The sequence below is a fragment of the Coriobacteriia bacterium genome, from assembly GCA_031292615.1.
GTDB lineage: Bacteria > Actinomycetota > Coriobacteriia > Anaerosomatales > JAAXUF01 > JARLGT01.
In genome coordinates this window covers 1-20,983 of the sequence record JARLGT010000114.1, presented here as the reverse complement: position 1 = coordinate 20,983, position 20,983 = coordinate 1, and the positions used below count along the sequence as shown (strand labels likewise).

Sequence of the window (20,983 nt, the reverse complement as noted above, 5' to 3'; positions counted from 1 at the left end):
TTACCTCGCACTGTCCAGTCAAGGGGAAGGGGGACCACTCACCATGCAGTGGTTCAAGAAGGACAACAGCGCCGCCACGAGCTTTCTCGTGTCGGCTGCCGTATGGCTGGTGATCGGCACGGTGTTCGGACTCATACTGCTGATCGAGTTCGTCTTCCCGGATTTCGCAAAGGGCATCCCGTGGCTCGTCTTCGGACGACTACGCCAGGCGCACACCAACACGGTGCTGTTCGCGTGGCTCTCGGGCGCGATGATGGGCTGTTGGCTCTACATCGTGCCGAGACTGACGGGTCGCAAGATCTACAGCGAACTGCTCGGCCACCTCAGTTCGTTTGCTTGGAATGTCGCGCTACTCTACGGCATCCTCGCGATCATGAACGGCCACACGCAGAGTCGTGAATACGCCGAGCTCATCTGGGTCGTGGACGTCGCGGTCATGATCGTGTTGATCACCAATGCTTTCAACATCCTGATGACCATCCACAAACGTGTCGAGCCCAAACTCTACGTGAGCTTGTGGTACATCATCGCGACAGTCGTTCTGTTCCCGATCCTGTACTTCATCGGCAACGTCATGTGGCAGCCAGCGACCGGCGCAATCCCCGGAATCAACGACACGATCCTGAACTGGTTTTACGGCCACAACGTGCTCGGGCTTTGGTTCACAACCGGGTTACTGGCGGTCATCTACTACATCGTCCCCAAGGAGACGGGCACTCCGCTCTACAGCATGTGGCTTTCGCTCATCGCCTTCTGGGGAGTCCTGTTCTTCTACACCGGAGTCGGTGCGCACCACCTGCTCTGGGCGCCGATTCCGTACTGGCTCAAGACGATTGCAGTCGCCGAGAGTTTTGGCATGGTGATCCCGGTCTTGGCGTTCGGGCTAAACATCTTACTCACCATGCGAGGGAACTGGTCGCACATGCGATCGAGTGTGCCACTGCTCTACGCTCTGACCGGCTGGATAGCGTACGTTCTCGCGTCGTTCCAAGGCTCGAATGAGGCGCTTCGGGGCGTAAACGAACTCACCCACTTCACCGGCTACGTGCCGGGACACGCGATGTTGGCGCTGATCATGTTTGGGGCCTCGACGTGCATCGCCGGCGTCTACTACATCGTCCCGAGAGCCTTCGGATGCATGCTCTACAGCCGCCGTTTGGCGCGGGCGCAGTTCGCGCTGTACCTGATTGGCTTCATTGTGTTCTTCACGGGCTTCCTCGTTGGCGGAGCGATTCAAGGCTCTGACTGGGTTCATGCCGGTTTGCCGGTCTGGACGGTTCTGCCGGCGCTGCGGCCGTGGCTCGCGTTGCGCATCATGGGCGGCGTGCTACTCGTGACGAGCTTCATGATGTTCGTCTGGAACGTGTTCGCGACGATGATCGTCAGACGGCCGTTCGAGTTGCCTGACGTGACAACCAAGACGGCGATCTTCCCGTCGACGACGCCTACGCTGGCCGGGGAGTGACGCGACCATGAAGATGTCGTTCAAAGTCGTTCTGTGGGGTGGCTTGGCCGTGTTCTTCGCCGTCGTGACCGTGGTCGTGTTCACGCCGGTGGCAGTGTGGAAACCCGCGACCACTGAGATTGCCCACCCTTACACGCCCAGCCAGGAGTTGGGTCGCACGCTGTTCTTGTCAAACGGCTGCAACTACTGCCACACGCAGTACGTTCGTGACGTCGACAACGCGATGGGCCCGGTTTCGGACCCCGGCGACTACAACTACGACGACCCGATGATTCTAGGCTCCGAGCGGACCGGTCCCGACCTTTCCTATATCGGCCGCAAGCGAAGCCAGCAGTGGGAGATCGACCATGCGAAAGATCCTCGGCAGTACTCGCCGATGTCCATCATGCCGAGCTTCGCTTTCCTGTCCGACTCGGATTTGAGAGCTATCTCGGACTATCTGTTCTATCTCGGGAATCGCAACGCGGCCGAGTTCATGATCGAATCCCCGGACTACTACAAGTCGGCGACGTCGCCGGGCATGCCGCAGGCGATGCCATCGTTTGACGCCAGCGCTCCGCCGCAGGGCTGGCCGACCTTCGAGCAGTCGGGCCTCTACGAGGGCAAGCAGATCTACGTCTCGCACTGCATGACGTGCCATGGGTGTGCTGGAAACGGCCTTGGCACCTACGGGGGTACGCTGATCGTGACTCCGGCCAACTTCAAGGTCGAGCCAATCAACGCGATGCCGGACAACCAGTGGTTCTGGCACGTCTCGGAGGGCATTCAGGGCAGCGTCATGCCGCCGTGGAAGGAGAGCCTGACCGAGAGTCAGCGCTGGAACGTCATCCACTACATCCAGCAGGTCTACGCGGCGCCCATCGAGCGCGACCCCAACGAAGGGGACCCGCCGCCCAAGTACCAGGGCAATGACCCGCTTCCGGTCACCGTCGCCAACATCGACGGCGGCAAGGAGATCTGGACGCGCGAGTGTGCTGTCTGCCATGGAGACGAAGGCAAAGGCCAGGGCATCTACCGAGCGGGCATCGAGCCCGTGCCGCCGAACTTCGACAACCCGGACAACTACAACACGTACGAGGATGCCGACTACTTCTGGCGAATCAGCGAGGGCGTTCCGTGGACGGCCATGCCCACGTGGAAGCTCATCTACACGCCGACCCAGCGCTGGCAGCTCGTGCAGTACATCCGCACGATGTTCACGCAGACGATCAAGCAGCCGCCCCAGCTCGCTACCGAGGCGCAGAAGTACGCCGGCAACGATCCGGCGGTACTCGCCGTGCAGCTCAAGCTCACGGTGCCGAGCAGCGCGACGTTCGACGCTGGACGTCAGCAGTTCCTGATTCAGTGCGCGCACTGCCACGGTCTAGCCGGCGACGGTACTGGCTGGGATGGCGACTACCTCAACCCCAAGCCAGCGAACCTACAGCAGAAGCTCGCCCCTTCGGCGGGCGGAATCACCGACGGCACAACCTACGCCAAGGTCACCAACGGCATGAAGAACACGGTCATGCCCATCTGGAACGAGTTCCTCAGCACCCGGATGCGCTGGAACGACGTCGCCTTCCTCAAGGACGCGTTCACAACCGGCCTGCCGCCGGCCGGCAACCAGTCGCACTACGGCAAGGGCGACGTCCCGATCCAGTACGTGCGGGTTGACGACGGCATCTTCCAAAGCGAGATCGCCACGGTCGTCCCATCCGATGGCAAGCCGCTCTACGAGCAGTACTGCCAGACGTGCCATGGCGCTCAGGGCAAGGGTGATGGCCCAGGCGCAAAGAACCTGATCGGCGGGCCTCCGGCGCCACTGCCCAAAGACATGAACCAGCGCTACATCTTCTCGGCGATTCGGGGCGGGATTCCGCACACGATGATGTACGGCTTCCAGCCATTACTCACCGAGACACAGATCTGGGACCTGACGGCGTACACGGTCAATCTGACCGGCGGAAGGTACGGGGGGTGATTGGCGATGCTGATTGGAATCCAAGTCATCGCCGGCTGGATGGCGTTCGTTGCCCTGTTCGGGTTCGCGTTGCTCGCATGGGCGATCTACAGCGGCCAGCTGGATGATCTCGAAGACACGAAGTACATCCCGTTCAACGAGCGCGAGCCCGAGGATTGGCCCGGCCGCCAAAGCGCTGCGAAGGGGGTGTAGTCGTGCCCGATAACGTGCTTCAGATCGGTCCGCAGCTCTTTTCGGTGCTGGCCGGCACGATTGTCTTCCTGGGCGCCGCGCTGATCTTCTCGTTCAAGTACCACGCGACGTCGTCCAAGGCCGGCGAGAAGGGTCGGCGGCCCGAAGATCAGGCCCACGAAGGCGAGCGCGTCAGCCCAGACGGCTTCATCGACAGCTTCGCCGGAGTCATCTCCGAGGCCGGTGGCAGCCTGCCCTTCATGGCGCTGATCATCATGGGCGTCACGTTGGTCTGCTACTTCGTCTATCTGTTCCTCTACTGGAAGTAGGGCGGTCGATTCCGTATGCCTTATGTCTACGAGGTCTCTTTCGACATCACGCCTGACCAGATGAACGAGCTGGAGATCGGTAAGTCACTCGAGCGCGTCGTGGGCTACATGAAGATCCGGCTGCCTGCACAGCCGGGCTTCGTCTTTGCCGACGCTTGGTACTCGGTCGACAACCCGGGTTCGACGCGTGTCATCATGCGCAGCGAGTGGAGTGACTGGTGCGACGTTGAGGACCATCGCAACTCCTATCTGGTCGAAGATCACGTGTTCGAGGAGTTCGACCCGCATGTGAACAAGGACAACATCACCATTCGGACGTATGCCGAGGTGGGCAGCGGTCCGTTCTCGGCGCGCCGATGAGCGCGTGTACTAACTGCGAACTTTGTGGAATGGCGATCGCAGACGACCCGGTTGTCCGGGTCGTCTGTGGTGCCGACCACTGCTTTGATACCGAGGATTGCGCGCGGCTCTACGCCAACGCCGCCGAGGCAAACATGCTCGACGAGATTCTGGCCGATCCGCCGGAACACCGGCTCAAGCTGATCGAGCGTCTCGGCCTGCACCACAAGACCGCCTTCTTCACCTTGGACGGCATGTGGTGTACGGCCTGTGCGAATGTCTCGGAGCGCGTGCTCAAGCAGGGCGAGGGCGTCATCGACGCCCAAGTCAGCTTCGCTGCGGGCAAGGGCCGGATCGACTACGACCCCCGCGCCACCGACCTTGAAGAGCTCATGCATCGCGTGGGCAAACTCGGCTACAACGCGACTCTCGAGGGAGACGAGGAGTCGGAGAGCGCCGGCCGCGCCGAGGAGCGGCTGCTCATCCAGGTGCTCGTCGCGTTCGCGTTTGGCATGCAGGAGATGGTGCTCTACATCGTACGTCTCTACAGCGCTTACTCCGCTGGTGACTTCTCGTCTCCGCAGGTCAGGCTCTTGCAGTTGCTCGCGCTGATACTGGCGACTCCAGCGCTGTTCTTCGGTGGCTGGACGTTCTTGCGGGGCGCCTGGATGGAGCTTCGCGCCCGTACGCCGGGCATGGACACGCTTGTGGCGCTGGGCACGCTCTCGGCGTTCACCTACAGCCTCTGGGCGACCGTCGTTGGCGGCCATGCCACTTACTTCGACTCCGTCACGATGATCGTGCAGTTCGTGGTGCTGGGCCGCTACATAGAGATGGCTGGTGGCGCCCGTGCTCGCAAGGACGTCCGCGGGCTGATGGAGCTGCAGCCCAAGCGCGCCTGGGTGCGCGCAGCCAACGGCTCCCTTGCCGAGACCCCCGCCCGACAGGTCAAGCGAGGAGCGATTATCGTGATCAAGCCGGGCGAACGCGTTCCGCTCGACGCCGAGGTGCTCGAAGGCCACAGTCACGCCGACGAATCGCTGCTGACCGGCGAATCGGCCGCGGTGAGCAAGACCGCTGGAGCCGAACTGTGGGCCGGCACTCTCTTGATCGACGGCAGCCTCACCGCCAACGTCGTGCGCGAGCTGGACTCCTCGCGGCTCTCGGCCATTCGCACGCTCGTCGAGCACACGCTTGAGAGCCGCGCGCCGGTAGAGCGACTAGCCGACCGCGTCTCGCTCTACCTGACCGTGGGCGTCATCACACTCGCCGCGGCTACCGCCATTGGCTGGACCATCGCGGGTGCAGCGCCCTCGCAAGCGCTCATCACAGCCGTCGCCGTACTCGTGGTCGCATGCCCCTGCGCACTCGGACTCGCCACACCGCTGGCGATCAGCGTCGCGCTGGGCGACACCGCTCGGGAAGGGGTTCTGGTCCGCAACGGCGCGGCACTGGAGAGCGCCGGGCGAACCACCACCGTTGCGTTCGACAAGACCGGGACGGTCACGCTCGGTCGGCTTGAGGTCGCAGGTGCCGAGGGCGCATCTCGAGCGAAGCTGCTCGCGATTGCCGCAACGGCCGAGCAGTTCTCCGAGCACCCACTCGCACGCGCCATCATCGCCGCGACCTCGACACCCCCCTCTGCGCGTGAGTTCGCGTCGCAGCCGGGACTCGGCGTCTCTGCGGTGATTGATGGAGACGGCGTCGAGGGAGTGGGCGAGCGAGTCGCCGTGGGCCGGGTCGAACTCATGCCGACCCAGCCATCCGGGGTACAACTCGCAGCCGCGGCCGCCCGTGAGGCGCTCGGCGAGACCGTGGTGTGGGTGAGCCGAGGCGACGCTGTCGTAGGGTTCATCGCGCTCCGGGACGAGATGGAACCCACCGCCCGTTTCGCCGTTCGAGAGTTGCGGCTGCGCGGCCTCGGACCGGTGCTGCTCTCGGGCGACAGCGAGTCGACGACACGTTCGGTCGCCGCCGAACTCGGCATCGACAAGTTCGAAGCGCGACTGACACCGGAGATGAAAGCTGCGGTCATCGGCGCTCTACAAGAGCGGGGAGAGTTCGTGGCGATGGTCGGCGATGGCGTCAACGACGCTCCTTCGCTCGCTCGCGCCGACCTGAGCATCACCGTGGCAGGTGGAGCCGACATCGCGGGTCAGACTTCTGACATCGTGCTCAACCGTGCCGACTTGGAGCTCGTGCCCTGGTTCCTCCTCGCATCGGCTCAGACCCGCCGAGTCATTCGGCAGAACCTAGGGTGGGCTATCTGCTACAACGCGGTCGCGTTGCCCCTGGCCGTGTTCGGAGTGATCACGCCGGGTATTGCTGCTGTTTCTATGGCGTGCAGCAGCCTGCTCGTCGTGGGCAACTCCTTGCGTCTTCGCCGTCTGCTGCGTCGCCTCGACGAGCGCGAACGAACCATCGCGGCTCTGCCCGCTCCTGTACAGTAGGCGGATGCTAGCTCGCACATCAGCACCCGACACGTGGGTCGCCATCGACTTTGAGACCGCTACCCGCGAGCCGACCAGCGCGTGCGCCGTCGGCATCGCCGTTATCCGCGGCGGTCGCGTCGTGGACCGGCGATCGTGGCTCGTCCAGCCACCCTTCAACGAGTACGAGTTCTGGAACACCAACGTCCACGGAATCAGCGCCGAGGACACGGAGTTGGCCCCGGACTTCCGCGAGATCTGGTTCGAGCTGCAGCCCATTCTTGCCGAGGGTCCGCTGCTCGCACACAACGCGTCGTTCGACATGCGGGTGCTGCGCTCGCTCATCGGCTCGCTCGAGTTGCCGGCGCCTGCGATTCGCTACGCCTGCACGGTCAGCATGGCGCGCAAGGCCTTCCCAAACCTGCCCAGCCACAAGCTCAACGTCGTGTGCGACCACTGCGGGATCTCGCTGATGCACCACGACGCGGCATCCGACGCCGAAGCGTGCGCGGCCGTCGCGCTGGAGTGCGCAACGGCCGTTGGTGCGGATTCAGTTGCCGATGCGATCGAGCTGCTCGGCGTGAAGGTTTCTAGGCTGTAGGGAGCTTAGGCGGCGGTGCCGGCTTCGAGCACCTGGCGCTCCTGTCGCCTCGCCGCTAGCTCGAAGAGCGCGCCGCTGATGGCAGTCGGAGCGACGAGGACCGAGATGGCGGTCAGCCAGATGCCGACCTCGCCCCAGTGCGACAGGCCGCCCCAGACCAGCATGCCAATCGCAAGAACGGCCAGCAGGATGCCGGTCAGGCGCTCGAAGAACATCGCGAGCACGAGCACGATCACGACGATTGCGAATGGGATGAGCGCCGTGCTGGAGGCTTTTGCGAGCTCGGGTAGCGAGTACGAAGCCTCGCGGTAGTTGGCGGCCGTGGTGCCGCCGAAGAAAGCTGCAATCCAGAAGATGCCGCCGAATACGACCAGCAAGCGGGCGAAGACGCGGTCGATGTTGAGCTGACCCGTGTTCTTGGTGCGAAGCATGAGGTTCATAGCTGTCGTCCTCCGGAGGTCATGAGCGGTTGCCGGACCGTCGCCTTCCACGTGCGTTTCACTAGTTCGTACCCGTCTGGAACGGCGGTGGCTTCACAAACTTGGCAAACTTGCCCAATTGGCGAACCGCCGACCCTACCACTGTGCAGAGTTCTTCTTCAGTACCACCTTTACCTGCCAACCATGGCGTGCGGCAACATCTTCGACGATGCGTCGGGCGGCGGCGTAGCCCCAGTCGGCCTTCATCGCCGCGCCGTTCGGGCCGGTGCCCGACTCCTTGAGCGTCTCCCAGTAGTAAATCGTGCGCTCGGCTTCCACCGCCTTCATGATCGCCGAGGACTCGATCTTCCTCGTGCCCGTGCCCCAACTGGCGTTCGCGACTTCGTTGCTACAACGATGTCCGTGTCCGTACCGTACTGCGACGCGTAGTTGGGATACTGGCCGAGGGTGTCGAGCATGTCGGCGAGTAGGGTGAGCCGATCGGCGGGCGCCGCTGCGGCCACCACCGAGGGCGCGACTGGCATCGGGGGCGGCAGCCGCCGCAGGCTGCGGCGTTGCCGGAGGTACCGGCGCCCCGCTCGAGGGCGCGGGCTGCAACCAGTAAGGTGTGACCGGCGTGCCGTGCTGCGGGTCGTACCAGTTGCCGATCTCGGTCCACGGGTGACCGTTGACGCAGCCCCACTGCTCGTTGAGCCAGACGTACTGCCCACAACCTCTGCAGTAACCGGCGAGCGCCATGAAGACCCCCTTCGTGGGAGACGCTCACGTGGCCGCGTCCCCCCTACGCTAATCTCAGCTCGGATGGTAGCATCGCCGCCGTCGAACGACTGTCGCGGGTCGTACGGGCCGCATCTGGGAAGGTGCGGCTGGGGGATTTGCGGCGGTCGGCAGGCTAGAGCGCGTCGCTGTGACACTCAGGGCCGGTCGCGACCTGTACCAGCGCGCGCAGACCCCGGGCAAGCGCATCCACGTCGGCGTCGTCCATGCACTCGAGCCACTGCTCGACGTGCTGGCGACGCCCGTGCCGCAGCTCGGAGACGAGGTCGGCACCCGCGGGCGTGACGTTGACGACGACGCGGCGGCGGTCGTTCGGATCCGCGACACGCGCGGCGTAGCCTCGGCGAACAAGCTGCTCGACGAGCTGGCTCGCCGCTGGCTCGCCGATGGTCAGGTTGCGTGCGAGACCGGTCACGGACACATCGCCGATGCTGGCCAGCGCGACCAGAGCCTTGAGCTGTGCCATCGGCAGGCCCAGCTCGAGCCACGTGGGAAGGCTGATGCGCTGCAGCTCGGAGTTGACGACGCGCAGGTCGCTCGCGGCTTGGGTTGCGTAGTCCGCGCGGGTCGCGGCAGGCATCGTTGCTCCCTTCAAATCAGGGCATGTCCCTCACGTAAGGGCGAATGGGCACTGCCGAGGCTAGCAAATTCCATCGGCAATTACAATTAGATTACTAGCTATGATATATTGGACTCAGCGCCCTCGGGTTTCCCCTCGATCGCTTGCGCCGTCATCCGCCCAGACCAGGGACTTGGCACTCGCCGAGCTTACCGGTCTGCCGCGAGTGATCGACCACGACACAATCACGGAAGGTTCCCTCATGCCTTGGCCATCGAAGCAGTCTCCGGCCGCGTCCGACGCGGAAGTCATCGTCTACGACGATGGTGGCAGCGGCCTCTTCGCAGCATGCGAGGAGCGGTTCGGCTCGAGTGACTGCACCGTCGAGTGCGACGCTCGGCACACGGTGTGGGTCAAGCGCGCTGACGGGACTCGTTCGGTCGGTCTGGCGCCATGGCAGCTCAGCCGAAACACCCTCGAAGAGGTGCTGGAGAACGTGAGCGAGCGGCTCAGCTTGGGTGTTCATTCGCACTAGCGAGAGCGTTCGGAGTGCGGAACGGCTTGGACATCAGAAACGAACACAGGTCAGCGAGAGCTCACACTCTCGCTGACCTGTTCTTCTCCAACGCGGGCGGCCTACTTGACCGTCACGCCCCTGACTCCGCTTTGTGAAGGCAGGTATGTCGTCGGGCCGATTGCGCCGCCAGAGTAGTTCGCGACGAAGTGCCAGCTTCCCGTGTACCTCGGCTTGAAGCTGTAGGTAAACAGGCCGCCAACGACGCTGATCTTGGCCGATCCCGCGCTTCTCCACCTGCGGCCGACCTTGCGCGTCATCGTAACCGTGACCCTTCCGGGCGCTGCATACGGCGACGCTGATGAAGGCGAGATTGCGCCGGACAGGGTGAGCGACTTCCTGACCTTGACACTCTTGGGAGCCGAGAGCGACGTGCTCGTGTGGTACGTCGGGACATAGTACTCGTAGGCCCCTATGTCGAAGCCAGCACCCCACGGACGGGGGATGCCGTCCCGATCGGCGGCCGGTGCGGCAGTCGCGCTCGCATCATCGATGCAGGGCGAATCTGCAGACAGGTGGTAGTCGCCGGATTCTGGTGCGATGAAGAGCGGATCGCTGGCAAGTTCAGAGTACGTCGTGGAACATCCAGACATCGGGGTGCTGTTGCCCCAAACGATGCAGTTTACCAGCGGTTGGACCCCGGACAGGCAGTAGACGCTGCCGCCGTGGGGTGCGCTGTTGTCGGCGATAGTCTCGTTGACCAGCGCGGGTTCAGCGGCGCCGAAGTAGATGCCACCACCATAGGTGCTGCGGTTGCTGGCTACGACATCATTTACGATCGTCGGCCATGATGGGTTGGCACAATAGATCCCGCCGCCGCCGTACAAGGCGTCATTCCCGAGAATCGTGTCTCTTGTGATCGTCGGCGTGGAGGAAACAGAGGCGATACCCCCGCCGTCGTTGCCGGCGACATTGTTGTCGATCGTATTACCGTCGATGGTTGATGAGGAGTAGGCGCAGAAGATGCCTCCGCCATCGTCGCCGGGGGCGCTGTTACCGATGACTAGGTTGCCGGTTATCGCTGGCGACGACGTATTGCAGTAGATGCCGCCGCCGTTGCCGTTGCTGATATTCCTGGCGATCGTGTTGTTCGCAATGTTGGGCGAAGAAGCGTCGAAGCAGGAGATTCCCGCACCGACGCCGCCATTGTTATCGGTGATGCTATTGCCCGAGATTGATGGCGCAGAGTGGGTGCAGTAGATGCCTGAGCCGTCGTCTGCGGCGGTGTTGCCGGTGATGCTGTTGCTGGTGATTGTCGGCGAGCAGAAGCCGCACGTGATGCCCCCGCCATCGTAGCCGCTGTTGTTCGCGATCGTGTTGCCGCTGATCGTCAAGCCCGAGGCGTCGGCGTCAATGCCACCACCCTCATTGGAGGCGGTATTGCCGGTGATCGTGTTGCTTGTGACGATGATCGAGGACTGGAAGCAGTAGATGCCGCCTCCGTCGACGGCACTGCCTCCGGTGATCGTGAAGCCAGAGATGCTCGCTCCCGAGCTGATGTTCTCGGCGTCGATGACCGAGTTTTGGCCGTCGCCACGCAGGGTCGTCATGGACGCTCCGGCACCGCGGAGTGATACGCCCGAGACCGTCATCGTGACATCGCCGCTGAACGTGCCCGGGCCGACCGAGACCACATCGCCTGAACTCGTCGCCAGATGCAAAGCCTTCTGGACGGACGCCACGGGATGCCCGAGCAGGCCGGATGCGGTGTCTGTACCGGCGACTGAGACGTAGTAGGTCGTCGCGTGGGCCGTTGCGGGTAGCGCGGTGATCAACGCGCACATCGCCACTAGAAACGTCAAGATTGCGACGAACCTCGTGAACCCGACAGAGCGAACGTTTGCCGTCATGGCGTTCACACCCCGATCCCCGATGCGCCAAGACCGTCTCTCGGCGCTTGTGCCGAATACCTTGATGGTACCCACCGATTTGCTAGGCGGGCGGCTGCGTCGCGAGGCGCATGCAGTAGGAAATGAGTAGCGACGGTTAGTGTGCGAGGACAAAGAAACAGGCCAGCGAGCCTAGACGCAGCTGCTGACCTGCTGTTTTGTGTGGTGCCCCCGAGACGATTCGAACGTCCGACACCAGGTTTAGGAAACCTGTGCTCTATCCCCTGAGCTACGAGGGCGCGCCTGAGCGCGGGTACATGGTAGCGGACGCCGCTAGTTGCGACCAACAACCCGTGCCCCGGATGCGCCCTTCCCCCGAACGCCGAACGTCGGCAGCCGGGCGCGTTCAGGAGCTCGCGCACGCATCCAACTTCCTATTTGGGCAGGGGCGGTCCGTGCCGATACATGACTAGTACGCCCTGAGCGGCGTAGCACAGCAGGACTGGACGCGCACGGGGCCGCGCCTAGATGCAATGCAAGGGAAGTGCGTCCGTGCACGTGACCCAAGAAGTACTGGACCTCCACGGAGTTCGGCTTGCCGAGGCGGGCCTTGGTCTCATGGCGTGCCATACCGACGAAGACGTCTTCGACGTCGCTCGCGAGTTCCTGGGTGAGCTGGTCCCCGATGCCATCGTGATTGTGAGCAAGTCCGCAGGCGACCAAACCCAGATGGTGGCTCGCGACGTTCTCGGCATCAGCAAGAGAGATCTCGCTGTCGCCTCGAAACTCATCGGCTTCGACGTGATCGGCCGCGTGTCGCCCATCGACCCTAAGATGCTTGGTCGGTTCGCAACTCGCAGGCTAGTTCGCATGCCGGGCGGTCTGAGTGAGTTCGCCGCCGTTGAACTGCACCCGGCCCTCGCCGAGATGGTCACCATGGCCTTCGGCATCGAGGGCGTATACACCATTGGAATCGCCGACGAGACGGTCATCTATGGCTCGCTGACGTTCTTGACCAAGCGCAACGGCCAACTCCTGCCAGCGCCCGTGATCGAGTCCCTTGTCTACCAGTGCTTTCTAACGCTCGCGCACAAGGAGACCGAACGGGCGCTGCGTCAGAGCGAGGAGAAGTTCCGGGTCCTGACAGAGAGCATGAAGGACGTTGTCTGGACGCTCGATCCCCAGACCCAGCGCTTCTTGTACATGTCGCCGTCGGTGTTTGGGCTGCGGGGGTTCACCGCCGAAGAGGTCGTGGCCCAACCGCTGATGGAGTTCATGACGCCGGAGGCATACAAACTGGTCCTGACGACGTTCGTCCAGGATCTGGGCCACGACCCCACGCCCGATGAGCTGCGGACGGGTTTTGACACCCGCGAACTGCAACTTCCCTGCAAGGACGGTTCGCTCATCTGGGTCGAAATCACGTCGCACTATCACGTCAACCAGCAGACCGGTCGCGTCGAGGTGCTCGGCCTCACTCGGGACATCAGCGAACGCAAACGCGCGGACGCCGCGCTTCTGGACAGCAACGCGCGTCTCGAAGTGATGGTCTACGCGGTGGCCGAGGCGATGGGCCGGGCGGTCGAACTTCGCGACCCGTACACCCAAGGCCACGAGGTTCGCGTCGCCAAGCTCGCGCGCAGCCTCGCCGAGGAGATGGGTCTACCCGCGGTCGAGGCCGACGGCGTGGAGATGGCCGCGCTCGTGCACGACATCGGCAAGCTCAGTGTCCCCGCCGAGATCCTCAACAAGCCGGGCATCCTATCCCCGCACGAGTTCGGGCTCATCAAGCGTCACCCGCGGGCGGGTTACGAGATCCTGAAGGACATCGACTTCCCCTGGCCAGTGGCCGAGGCAGTCCTGCACCACCACGAGCGGATGGACGGCTCGGGCTATCCCGACGCGCTAGCCGGCGACGAGATCTCGACGATGTCGCGGATTCTCGGCGTGGCCGATGTGATCGAAGCTATGGCGTCGGATCGTCCGTATCGCGCGGCACTTGGACTGGACGTTGCGATGGCCGAGATCGCCGAGCGCCCGGCGCTCTACGACCCCGCCGTGACCGCCGCATGTTTCAGGCTGCATGCTTCCGGGGGAATCGCTTGGTAGTCGATCGCTCGATGGGGGAGTGGGGCATGACCCAGCACGCAGCCGCTGACACTCGCGCTACAAGCGAGCGCCTAGCGTTCTTGTTCGAGCACATGCTCGACGGCGTCGCCTACTTTGAGATGGTCACCGACGACCAGGGCTTGGTCGACTGGGTCTACCTCGACGTGAATCCCGCCTTCTACCGGCTGACGGGGCTTCGCGACGTGATCGGCAAGCGTGCGAGCGTCATCATCCCAGGGCTGCGCGAGTCCAATCCCGAGCTGTTCGAGATGTACGCCCGCATCGCGCGTACCGGCGCGCCTGAGGAGATCGACCTGCTGGTTGGCCCGCTCGACACCTGGTTGCACATCCACGCCAACCGCCCGACACCCGACCATGTGCTCGCCATCTACGAAGACATCAGCGAGCGCAAGGAGTCCGAGCAGACACTGTCGCGCACCACGCGTCGGCTCAAGAGCGCCAACGCCAAGCTCGACCGCGCAGCGCGTGGCCTGCGCCTCCTGAGTCTGACCGACAAAGTACTCGTGCGCGCCGCCGACGAAGACTCGCTGCTGCAAGACGTCTGCGAGCTGATCGTGGCCACCGGGTATCCGATGGCGTGGGTGGGCCTGGCGGCCAGCGACGCAAAGAAGTCCGTGCGCGTCGCGGCGAAAGCTGGCGACCATGGCTTCATTGAGTCGCTGGGTGACGTGAGCTGGGACGTCGGCCAGATCAGCAAGACGCCGATAGTGACGTGCATCCGCGAGGAGCGCACGGTCGACATCCGCAACCTCAAGACCTGGAAGACGCGCGCCGAGTGGAAGCGCGCGGCGCTCGCGCGCGGCTTCCATGCCTCGCTCGATCTTCCCATCTGCGTAGACGGCGTGGTTGTCGGCGCGCTCGAGATGTGGGGACGTGAGGTCAACACGTTTGGCGACGACGAGCGCCAGCTGTTCGAGGAGCTGGCCGACAGTATCGGCTTCGGCATCTCGAGCCAGCGAGCACACCGCACAACCAAGCGAGCCTCGCAGTCGCTAGGGCTGGCGAGCATGCGCCTCGAGCAGATGGTCATGGACGTCACCGAGGCGATCGGCCGCGTCGTGGAAGTCCGCGACCCGTACACGCAGGGCCATCAGGAGCGCGTAGCGAGACTGGCCAAGATGATCGCGGGGGAGATGGGGCTCTCGGGCGACGACATGGTCGCCATCGAGGTCACGGGACTGGTTCACGACGTCGGCAAGATGAAGGTACCGGTCGAGATCTTGGCCAAGCCCGACCGGCTCGATGAAACGCAGTACGCCATCGTCAAGCAACATTCGCAGGCGGGCTACGAGATCCTCAAGGACATCGCGTTTCCGTGGCCGGTGGCCGACATCGTGCTGCAGCACCACGAGCGGATGGACGGGACCGGATATCCCAACGGGTTGGTCGGCGACCAGATCGGTATTCTGGCCCGGATCCTGGGTGTGGCCGATGTGGTGGAGGCGCTGTCGTCGCATCGCCCGCATCGCCCGGCGATCGGACTCGACGCTGCAATCGAGGAGATCAAACGCGGAAACGGAGCGTTCGATCCGGCCGTGGTTGAGGCATGCGTGCGGCTCTACGAGCAAGGGCGAATCGAGCTGTAGCACGGCGCAAGAGGGCCCCCCGGCGCAGCGAGCCGCAAACGGCTGGCGCGGGGCAAGCTACTTGGTCTGGATTGGCGCGACCGGCGCCTTGCTGAGGTCCCAGTCCTTGCCCACCATCACCAGCACGTCTCCGGGGAAGCTGTAGAGCCCCGCTGCCGGCACGATCTTCACGCCGGGCTGCAAGTACTGGGCGACTAGCTCCGCGAGGCTCTTGTCGGCGTGATAGACCACGTACGTCTGGTTGTAGACGTTGATGTTGGCGTTGCCGGTGCTCAGGATGGCGAACCCGTGAGTCTGGAGCACGCCGGCCGCCTGCTTGGCCGCTCCCGAGAGCCCGGAACCGTTCTTGACAGTGACCCTGACCTGGGACGCCGGCTTGCTCGACACTACGGCCGCCGACTGGGCCGCAGCACCCGCCAGCGTTGCCCCCGGAATGCCGAACGGTTGCCCTGCCTGCATGGCGGCGATCAGTCGCTTGAGAATCTTGGTATCGGGCACAACGACCTTGCCCGTCCGGGTCCCGATGACGACTGCCGAGTCGATCGACGGGCCGCCGCTGCGCAGCGCACTTCCCAGCGAAAGCAGCTCGTTGAGACTCATGGTTGTCTTCAGGTATGGCGCGACCACGCGAACCGCACCCGGGATCTCGCTCGGGCTCGCGCCGACCTCAGTGGCCAGCGCCGTGACCACGAGCTGCTGGTCTTGGATGAGCGCGTAGTCGGGATCGGCGAACGCGGGCGTGACGCGCATGAGCGTCAGTGCCTGCTCGGCATCGACTCTCTGCCAACCAGCCAACACGCTGGTTATGGGATAGCTGGGAGCGGAGCCGGATTGCACCGACTGTATCGCGGTTGGAACGTTGACCCACGCGCCGCCGTAGTACTCCGTCAGCGTACGAATCGCTTGAGGGTTGACTTCGACATACTCGTTGATCGACAGTCCCGTGAGTCGCTTGACGGCCTTGACCGTTCCTGCCGATCCGCCGTAGAGATGCGCGTCGCTCATCGGAACGTAGCCGTAGCCAGCCACGAGCGACTGCACGTCCGGCGGTATCCATAGCTCCCACACGCGTCCGTGCGCTGGGTCGAGATGCACGAGTACGAGGGATCCCGTGCCAGTCGCGGAGTTGCCGCTCGTGGCTTCGACACTCGCGATCAGCACGTTGTTGGACTGCATCGACGAACCGGCAAGCTGGTTGGCCAGCTGGCTCGCGCCCCAAGAGTCCGGGAAGCTGATTGCGGCGTTGAGGTAGGCCGCGTAGCCGAGCCCCACGGCAATCGCCGCCACGACCACTGCGGCGGCCACGATCGCGAGCAGTAGGCGGGGGCGTCTCGGCGCAATCGGTCCCATGCGGGTCAGAGCACTCGGCCGAGGAGCCACAGGTCGGCTGCTTCGCGGAGAACGATGCCGCATGCCGTGCGTGCTTTCTTGGGACAAGCGGGCTCCTCTCCGGCCGTTGGGACGCATCGAGACTCTCACGAAGCGCTCGAAGTGGCTAGGGCGTACCGGCGGAGCGGGGAGTGAAGAGGGGGAAGCGTCTGTGGCCCGCCGGCACGCCAATCACGTTGTAGCAAGCGGCCGATGAGAGTCTGGTGAGAGCCGCGTAGCAGGAGCGATCGCGCGCGGAGGGCGCTACGCCATCTGCGGCTCAACTCCCGGGCGGGCGACAGCGAGGTACGCGACGAAGGCGACCACGAGCGCGGTCAACACGAGGCTGACCGGACCGGTACCCAATCCCAGACCGCCTCGGCTTGTTGGAACCGCAAGCCAGTCGGCGAACGATGCGCCGAGGGGCCGCGTCATCACGTAAGCGAACCAGAAGGCGAAGACGCCGTTCAAGCCAAACTTCCAATAGCCCACCGCGGGGACTGCGATCAGAACCGCGAACAGGACGCCCGACGCGAAGTAACCCAGATGCAGCGTGATGGCGGTCATGTCTCCCGCCGCAGTTCCCAGAGCGAACGTGATGAGCACGATCGACCAGTAGAAGGCCTCGCGGCGCCGCGTATAGATACTGTGGATGGAGAGGGTCTTCTCGGCGGCATACCAGGCTGCGAATACCACGGCCAGCGCGACGATGAAGAAGGCGGTCGAAACGAGATAGGGGACGCCGAGGCCCACGTGCAGAACGTCGGCGGCCATGGTGCCGAACACGCTGACCATCGCGACGACGAGCCAGTAGACGCCCGCCACGTACCGGCGCACGAGGAACTGGGCGACAAGTGCGATGAGCAGGCCCACACCGGCGAGACTGACGGCGAGTAGCGGCCCGATACGGTGTGCCAGGAAGTCGGAGGTTGTCTCACCGAGTCCGGTGGTCAGGACCTTGGTGATCCAGAAGTACACAGTGGCTTCCGGGACTTTGGAGATGAGAGCGCCAGCGGTCAGGCGCGTCTGGTTACGCATGAATGACCCCACGTTGGATTCAGAGTGGACGATTCGGGCAGTGTAGCCGACAAGCCGATGGGCCAACTCCGTTCGGGGCTCATCGGCTTGTCGAGGTTCCGCGGCTCGCGGCTAGCGCGTTGCGCCGGCTTCAAGGGCGGGCTCGGCGGCCAATGGCAACTGGCCTTCGAGGGCGGCGTCCTCGGCCAACGCCACTTCGAGGGGGATCTCGTCCTTCTTGGTGAGCGTGAGATAGATGACCAGAAGCAAGATGGCGCCCAGGAAGATGAAGCTCGTTGCGGTCGTGCCGAGGCCCAAGCCACCGTCACTCTTGGCCTGCGACAGGTAGTCGCCGATGGAGGCGCCCAGCGGCCGGGTCAGGATGTAGGCCATCCAGAACGCCAAGACCGCGTTGGTCGACTGGTGCCGATGCTGCGCGGACAGCATGGCCTTGATGGCGAAGTGCGCTGCCGTGACCACCGCGATCAGGCCGGCGAAAATGAAGAGCGACGTCAGGTAGCCGAGGTCGTACTTCTCGGCGACGAGGTCACCGGCGGCAGTTCCCAGTGCGAACGTGAACAGGATGGTCAGCCAGTAGAAGCCTTCTCGGCGTGTCGTGTGAATCGAGTGGACCGACAGCGTCTTCTCGACCACGTACCAAGCGATGAACGTCAGCGTAAGCAGGACGGCGAAGACCGCGGTCGTGGTAACGAGCGAGACGCCGAGACCGTCGGTCAGGTTGTCGGTTATCAGCGTGCCTACGACGCTGATTAGGACCACGGCCAGCCAGTAGATGCCGGGGACGTACTTCTTCGCGCGGAATTGAAAGAAGAGCACGACGACGAGCAGTGCGCCGGCGACGATGGACGTTCCGGTCAGCCCGAAGTGCAGCGTCTCGTTGAGAAAGTCCGCGGCAGTCTCGCCCACGGTCGTGCACAGGATCTTGATGATCCAGAAGAAGATTGTGACCTCTGGAACCTTGTTCAGCATCTGTCTCAGCTTGGGATCGATACTCACCCGTTGTCCTCCTGGAATCGGTGTTTCGTTTCTGAACGCGGAGTGTTGTTTCTCATGAACGGGATGAGAGGAACGTGAGAGAGGAGCCATCGGATTCAGACGTGTCGCAGCGAGCGGGTGATGAGAATCCAGGGGGAGGACGTCTTCGCCTGAGTCGCTCTCATCGTTCTCTCATGCGAATCGGCCGATTCTATAGGACTGACCCCGCGAGCCGGCTGGCGCCCCGCCACCGTTCGCTACGGTCCTGTCACGCAGGATGCTCGACATTTGTCCGCCAAGTCATGGAGGTAAAGTCTCGTGACCCATCTTTGGGCCATCATCCTCGGCGTCGTGCAGGGGCTCGCCGAGTTCCTGCCGGTTTCTTCGACCGCGCACCTCAAACTAGTTCCGTGGCTCTTCGGCGTAAGCGATCCGATGCTCTCGAGCAGCGCGTTCGACATCGCACTGCACGCAGGCAGCCTTGTCGCCATCGTCATTGCGCTCTGGCGCGACTGGGTCGACCTGTTCCTCGCAGCGTTCGGCCGTACTCCGAGCGAGGACACCCCTACGCACCACGACGTGTTCAAGAGCCCGCGGTTTGCACGCAAGTTCATCGGATTCCTTCTGCTGACCTCGATTCCGGGCGCCATCTTCGGCGTGCTGTTCGACGCGAAGCTCGAGTTCCTTTCAACGCCGGATATTGCCGGTGCGACGCGGACCGGTCTGGACGCATCGACCTTCCACTACGCACCGCTGCTTCTCGGCGTGTGCCTCATGGGGTTTGGTGTGCTGCTCTGGGCCGCAGACAAGTTCGTCGCACGCAAGGAGCCCCTCGAGACGATGAACTGGTGGCAGGCGCTCACGGTGGGCCTTGCGCAGGCGCTCGCGCTCATCCCGGGTGTCTCGCGGTCGGGCTCGACGATGACAGCCGGCCGACTGCTCGGCTTCGACCGTGAGTCCGTCGCGCGGTACTCCTTCATGGCGGCGGCCCCCATCATCGGTGGTGCTGCGGTGTTCGGCCTGCGCCACGAGTCTGTCCACACGCTGCTCTCCGTCGACTGGCTGCTCGGATTCCTCGCCGCCGCCATCTCGTCGGTGTTCGTGATGCGTTGGATGTTGGCCTACGTGAAGCGCAATTCGTTCGCGATCTTCATGTGGTACCGCCTAGCATTTGGAGCGCTGGTGATCGTCGTCTTCTTCGTACGCGGCTGAGCCCTGCGTTCGCCGCGCGCGCCAAGCCGGTGCCCTGAACTAAAACCCGACTCTCATCGAACCCTCATAAGCGGGACGATAGAATGCCCGTTCGACGCCGAGGCACCTCTTGGCCTCTGAACTGTTGTTCGCGTGCAGCGTGATTGGTCCCGAAAGGGAGCGGCGTCGGATCGTGCCGGGTAGCCGGCGGGGGCGACTCGTCCCCATGTAAAGCGACCTAGGCGGCGAAGCCGTTGTGGAGGTCGGTAAGCCCGTGTCTCGCACTTGGAGCCCGTCACGGAAACCATGTCGGTCAACCGATCGCCATGGCGTGGCATTCATACCAGAGGGATGCGCAACGCATGGTGAGCCAATTAGATACTTCGCTTGATTCGATGCCTCAGGAATCGTCGAGCCGACGAGGTCGTACGAGCAGCGCACGACAGCCCGCTGGCAAGTCGCGCTTCGCGACTCGGGTTCTTGCGTGCTTGGCGGCCGTGCTGCTTCTCGTTTCAGGCGTCGAAATCGCGACGAGCTTTGGTCGCGTCCACCCGGGGGTGACCGTCGCGGGTGTCGACATCGGCGGCAAGACCCCTACCGCCGCTGCGGATACGCTCAAGCAACAGCTCCCCAGACTCGTTGCAGTCCCCGTGACGGTCAGTGATGGCGCACACTCCTGGCCGGTGAAGGCCTCCGACGTCGGGCTCTCGTTCGACTGCGACAAGCTCGTTGTGCGTGCGATGGCAGTCGGCCGGAGTGGAGGGCCGATCGGCTCACTCGACCAACGATGGAGCTCGTGGTTTGGCGGCGAAAGCCTTCCCGCATCGCCGAGCGCGGAGCCCGCGAAACTGGACGCGGCGATGAGCAAGATAACAGGCGTCGTCGACGTGCCCGCGCGCGATGCCGCGGTGCAGCTCTCGGGGACGACGGTGCAGGCCAAACGCTCCGCCGCCGGCAGCGCTGTCGACCGCTCGCGGCTGGCCGCTGACCTACTTGCGGCCTTCACCTCGCAGAACCGCATCGTGCCCGTGCACGCCACGATTCTGCCGGCTCGAGTGACCGATGCGTCGGCACAACGCGCTCGGCTGGTGGTCGAGACGATGATTGCTCAGCCCGTCCGGATAACTCACGGCAGTGCCTCTTGGACTCTCTCGCCCGTGCAGGTTGCCAAGATGATCGCCGTTCGCGCTGTTGAGGCGAGCGGCGCTGTCGGGTGGCG

General features: G+C 63.8%; 19 protein-coding genes and 1 tRNA gene. 12 read left to right on the top strand and 8 right to left on the bottom strand.

Going from position 1 to position 20,983, the window contains the following annotated elements; translation table 11 throughout:
• Positions 1 to 43: 43 nt before the first annotated feature.
• Genes P4L93_10415 through P4L93_10385 form a run of 7 tightly spaced genes read left to right on the top strand, consistent with a single transcriptional unit; the run spans position 44 to position 7,297 of the window.
• Positions 44 to 1,465, top strand: coding sequence for a cbb3-type cytochrome c oxidase subunit I (locus P4L93_10415; GenBank protein MDR3687356.1), 1,422 nt, complete (start codon positions 44 to 46; stop codon positions 1,463 to 1,465).
• A 7-nt stretch (positions 1,466 to 1,472) separates the two neighbouring features.
• Positions 1,473 to 3,428, top strand: coding sequence for a c-type cytochrome (locus P4L93_10410; protein ID MDR3687355.1), 1,956 nt, complete (start codon positions 1,473 to 1,475; stop codon positions 3,426 to 3,428).
• Positions 3,429 to 3,620, top strand: a complete 192-nt coding sequence (locus tag P4L93_10405) for a hypothetical protein (GenBank protein ID MDR3687354.1) — start codon at positions 3,429 to 3,431, stop codon at positions 3,618 to 3,620.
• A gap of 2 nt (positions 3,621 to 3,622) precedes the next feature.
• Positions 3,623 to 3,928: a hypothetical protein gene (locus P4L93_10400; protein ID MDR3687353.1), complete on the top strand. Its 306-nt coding sequence runs from the start codon at positions 3,623 to 3,625 to the stop codon at positions 3,926 to 3,928.
• Between the two features lie 15 nt (positions 3,929 to 3,943).
• Positions 3,944 to 4,288, top strand: coding sequence for a hypothetical protein (locus P4L93_10395; protein MDR3687352.1), 345 nt, complete (start codon positions 3,944 to 3,946; stop codon positions 4,286 to 4,288).
• A gap of 29 nt (positions 4,289 to 4,317) precedes the next feature.
• Positions 4,318 to 6,717: a cation-translocating P-type ATPase gene (locus P4L93_10390; GenBank protein ID MDR3687351.1), complete on the top strand. Its 2,400-nt coding sequence runs from the start codon at positions 4,318 to 4,320 to the stop codon at positions 6,715 to 6,717.
• A 4-nt stretch (positions 6,718 to 6,721) separates the two neighbouring features.
• Entirely contained in the window at positions 6,722 to 7,297 is a 576-nt protein-coding gene (locus P4L93_10385) for a 3'-5' exonuclease (GenBank protein MDR3687350.1), read from the top strand.
• A 5-nt stretch (positions 7,298 to 7,302) separates the two neighbouring features.
• Here the strand turns inward: P4L93_10385 and P4L93_10380 are convergent, their stop codons facing one another.
• The 3 genes from P4L93_10380 to P4L93_10370 all read right to left on the bottom strand — a co-directional run bounded on the left by P4L93_10380 (position 7,303) and on the right by P4L93_10370 (position 9,094).
• Positions 7,303 to 7,737, bottom strand: coding sequence for a hypothetical protein (locus tag P4L93_10380; protein ID MDR3687349.1), 435 nt, complete (start codon positions 7,735 to 7,737; stop codon positions 7,303 to 7,305).
• 135 nt (positions 7,738 to 7,872) lie between these two features.
• The gene (locus P4L93_10375) at positions 7,873 to 8,475 is read right to left on the bottom strand and encodes a hypothetical protein (GenBank protein ID MDR3687348.1); all 603 of its coding nucleotides are present in this window, start codon (positions 8,473 to 8,475) and stop codon (positions 7,873 to 7,875) included.
• 154 nt (positions 8,476 to 8,629) lie between these two features.
• Positions 8,630 to 9,094: a MarR family transcriptional regulator gene (locus tag P4L93_10370; GenBank protein MDR3687347.1), complete on the bottom strand. Its 465-nt coding sequence runs from the start codon at positions 9,092 to 9,094 to the stop codon at positions 8,630 to 8,632.
• Positions 9,095 to 9,335: 241 nt separating this feature from the next.
• On the opposite strand from P4L93_10370, the gene P4L93_10365 reads away from it, so the two are divergent.
• Positions 9,336 to 9,608, top strand: a complete 273-nt coding sequence (locus P4L93_10365) for a hypothetical protein (protein ID MDR3687346.1) — start codon at positions 9,336 to 9,338, stop codon at positions 9,606 to 9,608.
• 101 nt (positions 9,609 to 9,709) lie between these two features.
• Here the strand turns inward: P4L93_10365 and P4L93_10360 are convergent, their stop codons facing one another.
• Both P4L93_10360 and P4L93_10355 read right to left on the bottom strand, forming a co-directional pair.
• Positions 9,710 to 11,497 carry a choice-of-anchor Q domain-containing protein gene (locus tag P4L93_10360; protein ID MDR3687345.1) on the bottom strand — a complete coding sequence of 596 codons (1,788 nt, stop codon included), beginning with the start codon at positions 11,495 to 11,497 and terminating at the stop codon, positions 9,710 to 9,712.
• Between the two features lie 202 nt (positions 11,498 to 11,699).
• Positions 11,700 to 11,775, bottom strand: a tRNA-Arg gene (locus P4L93_10355).
• A 259-nt stretch (positions 11,776 to 12,034) separates the two neighbouring features.
• On the opposite strand from P4L93_10355, the gene P4L93_10350 reads away from it, so the two are divergent.
• Complete coding sequence (locus P4L93_10350) at positions 12,035 to 13,585, top strand: HD domain-containing protein (protein MDR3687344.1); 1,551 nt, start codon at positions 12,035 to 12,037, stop codon at positions 13,583 to 13,585.
• A gap of 26 nt (positions 13,586 to 13,611) precedes the next feature.
• Complete coding sequence (locus P4L93_10345) at positions 13,612 to 15,192, top strand: HD domain-containing protein (GenBank protein MDR3687343.1); 1,581 nt, start codon at positions 13,612 to 13,614, stop codon at positions 15,190 to 15,192.
• Between the two features lie 57 nt (positions 15,193 to 15,249).
• Here P4L93_10345 and P4L93_10340 read toward each other — a convergent pair whose 3' ends face one another.
• The 3 genes from P4L93_10340 to P4L93_10330 form a co-directional block, all read right to left on the bottom strand.
• A complete protein-coding gene (locus P4L93_10340) occupies positions 15,250 to 16,572 on the bottom strand; it encodes an LCP family protein (protein ID MDR3687342.1) in 1,323 nt (440 codons plus the stop codon).
• A gap of 252 nt (positions 16,573 to 16,824) precedes the next feature.
• Positions 16,825 to 17,598, bottom strand: a complete 774-nt coding sequence (locus tag P4L93_10335) for a hypothetical protein (GenBank protein ID MDR3687341.1) — start codon at positions 17,596 to 17,598, stop codon at positions 16,825 to 16,827.
• Between the two features lie 111 nt (positions 17,599 to 17,709).
• On the bottom strand, positions 17,710 to 18,567 hold the full coding sequence (locus tag P4L93_10330; protein MDR3687340.1) for a hypothetical protein: 858 nt from the start codon (positions 18,565 to 18,567) through the stop codon (positions 17,710 to 17,712).
• Between the two features lie 324 nt (positions 18,568 to 18,891).
• Here P4L93_10330 and P4L93_10325 point away from each other — a divergent pair, with 324 nt between their 5' ends.
• Positions 18,892 to 19,785 carry an undecaprenyl-diphosphate phosphatase gene (locus tag P4L93_10325; GenBank protein MDR3687339.1) on the top strand — a complete coding sequence of 298 codons (894 nt, stop codon included), beginning with the start codon at positions 18,892 to 18,894 and terminating at the stop codon, positions 19,783 to 19,785.
• A gap of 476 nt (positions 19,786 to 20,261) precedes the next feature.
• Positions 20,262 to 20,983 (top strand): peptidoglycan binding domain-containing protein (locus tag P4L93_10320; GenBank protein MDR3687338.1); only part of this gene is annotated, 722 nt, incomplete at its 3' end.

Coding starts and splice junctions, on each gene's coding strand:
- P4L93_10415 (MDR3687356.1), top strand. CDS start 44: ATGCAGTGGTTCAAGAAGGACAACAGCGCCGCCACGAGCTTTCTCGTG.
- P4L93_10410 (MDR3687355.1), top strand. CDS start 1,473: ATGAAGATGTCGTTCAAAGTCGTTCTGTGGGGTGGCTTGGCCGTGTTC.
- P4L93_10395 (MDR3687352.1), top strand. CDS start 3,944: ATGCCTTATGTCTACGAGGTCTCTTTCGACATCACGCCTGACCAGATG.
- P4L93_10390 (MDR3687351.1), top strand. CDS start 4,318: ATGGCGATCGCAGACGACCCGGTTGTCCGGGTCGTCTGTGGTGCCGAC.
- P4L93_10385 (MDR3687350.1), top strand. CDS start 6,722: ATGCTAGCTCGCACATCAGCACCCGACACGTGGGTCGCCATCGACTTT.
- P4L93_10380 (MDR3687349.1), bottom strand. CDS start 7,737: ATGAACCTCATGCTTCGCACCAAGAACACGGGTCAGCTCAACATCGAC.
- P4L93_10375 (MDR3687348.1), bottom strand. CDS start 8,475: ATGGCGCTCGCCGGTTACTGCAGAGGTTGTGGGCAGTACGTCTGGCTC.
- P4L93_10370 (MDR3687347.1), bottom strand. CDS start 9,094: ATGCCTGCCGCGACCCGCGCGGACTACGCAACCCAAGCCGCGAGCGAC.
- P4L93_10365 (MDR3687346.1), top strand. CDS start 9,336: ATGCCTTGGCCATCGAAGCAGTCTCCGGCCGCGTCCGACGCGGAAGTC.
- P4L93_10360 (MDR3687345.1), bottom strand. CDS start 11,497: ATGACGGCAAACGTTCGCTCTGTCGGGTTCACGAGGTTCGTCGCAATC.
- P4L93_10345 (MDR3687343.1), top strand. CDS start 13,612: ATGACCCAGCACGCAGCCGCTGACACTCGCGCTACAAGCGAGCGCCTA.
- P4L93_10335 (MDR3687341.1), bottom strand. CDS start 17,598: ATGCGTAACCAGACGCGCCTGACCGCTGGCGCTCTCATCTCCAAAGTC.
- P4L93_10330 (MDR3687340.1), bottom strand. CDS start 18,567: ATGCTGAACAAGGTTCCAGAGGTCACAATCTTCTTCTGGATCATCAAG.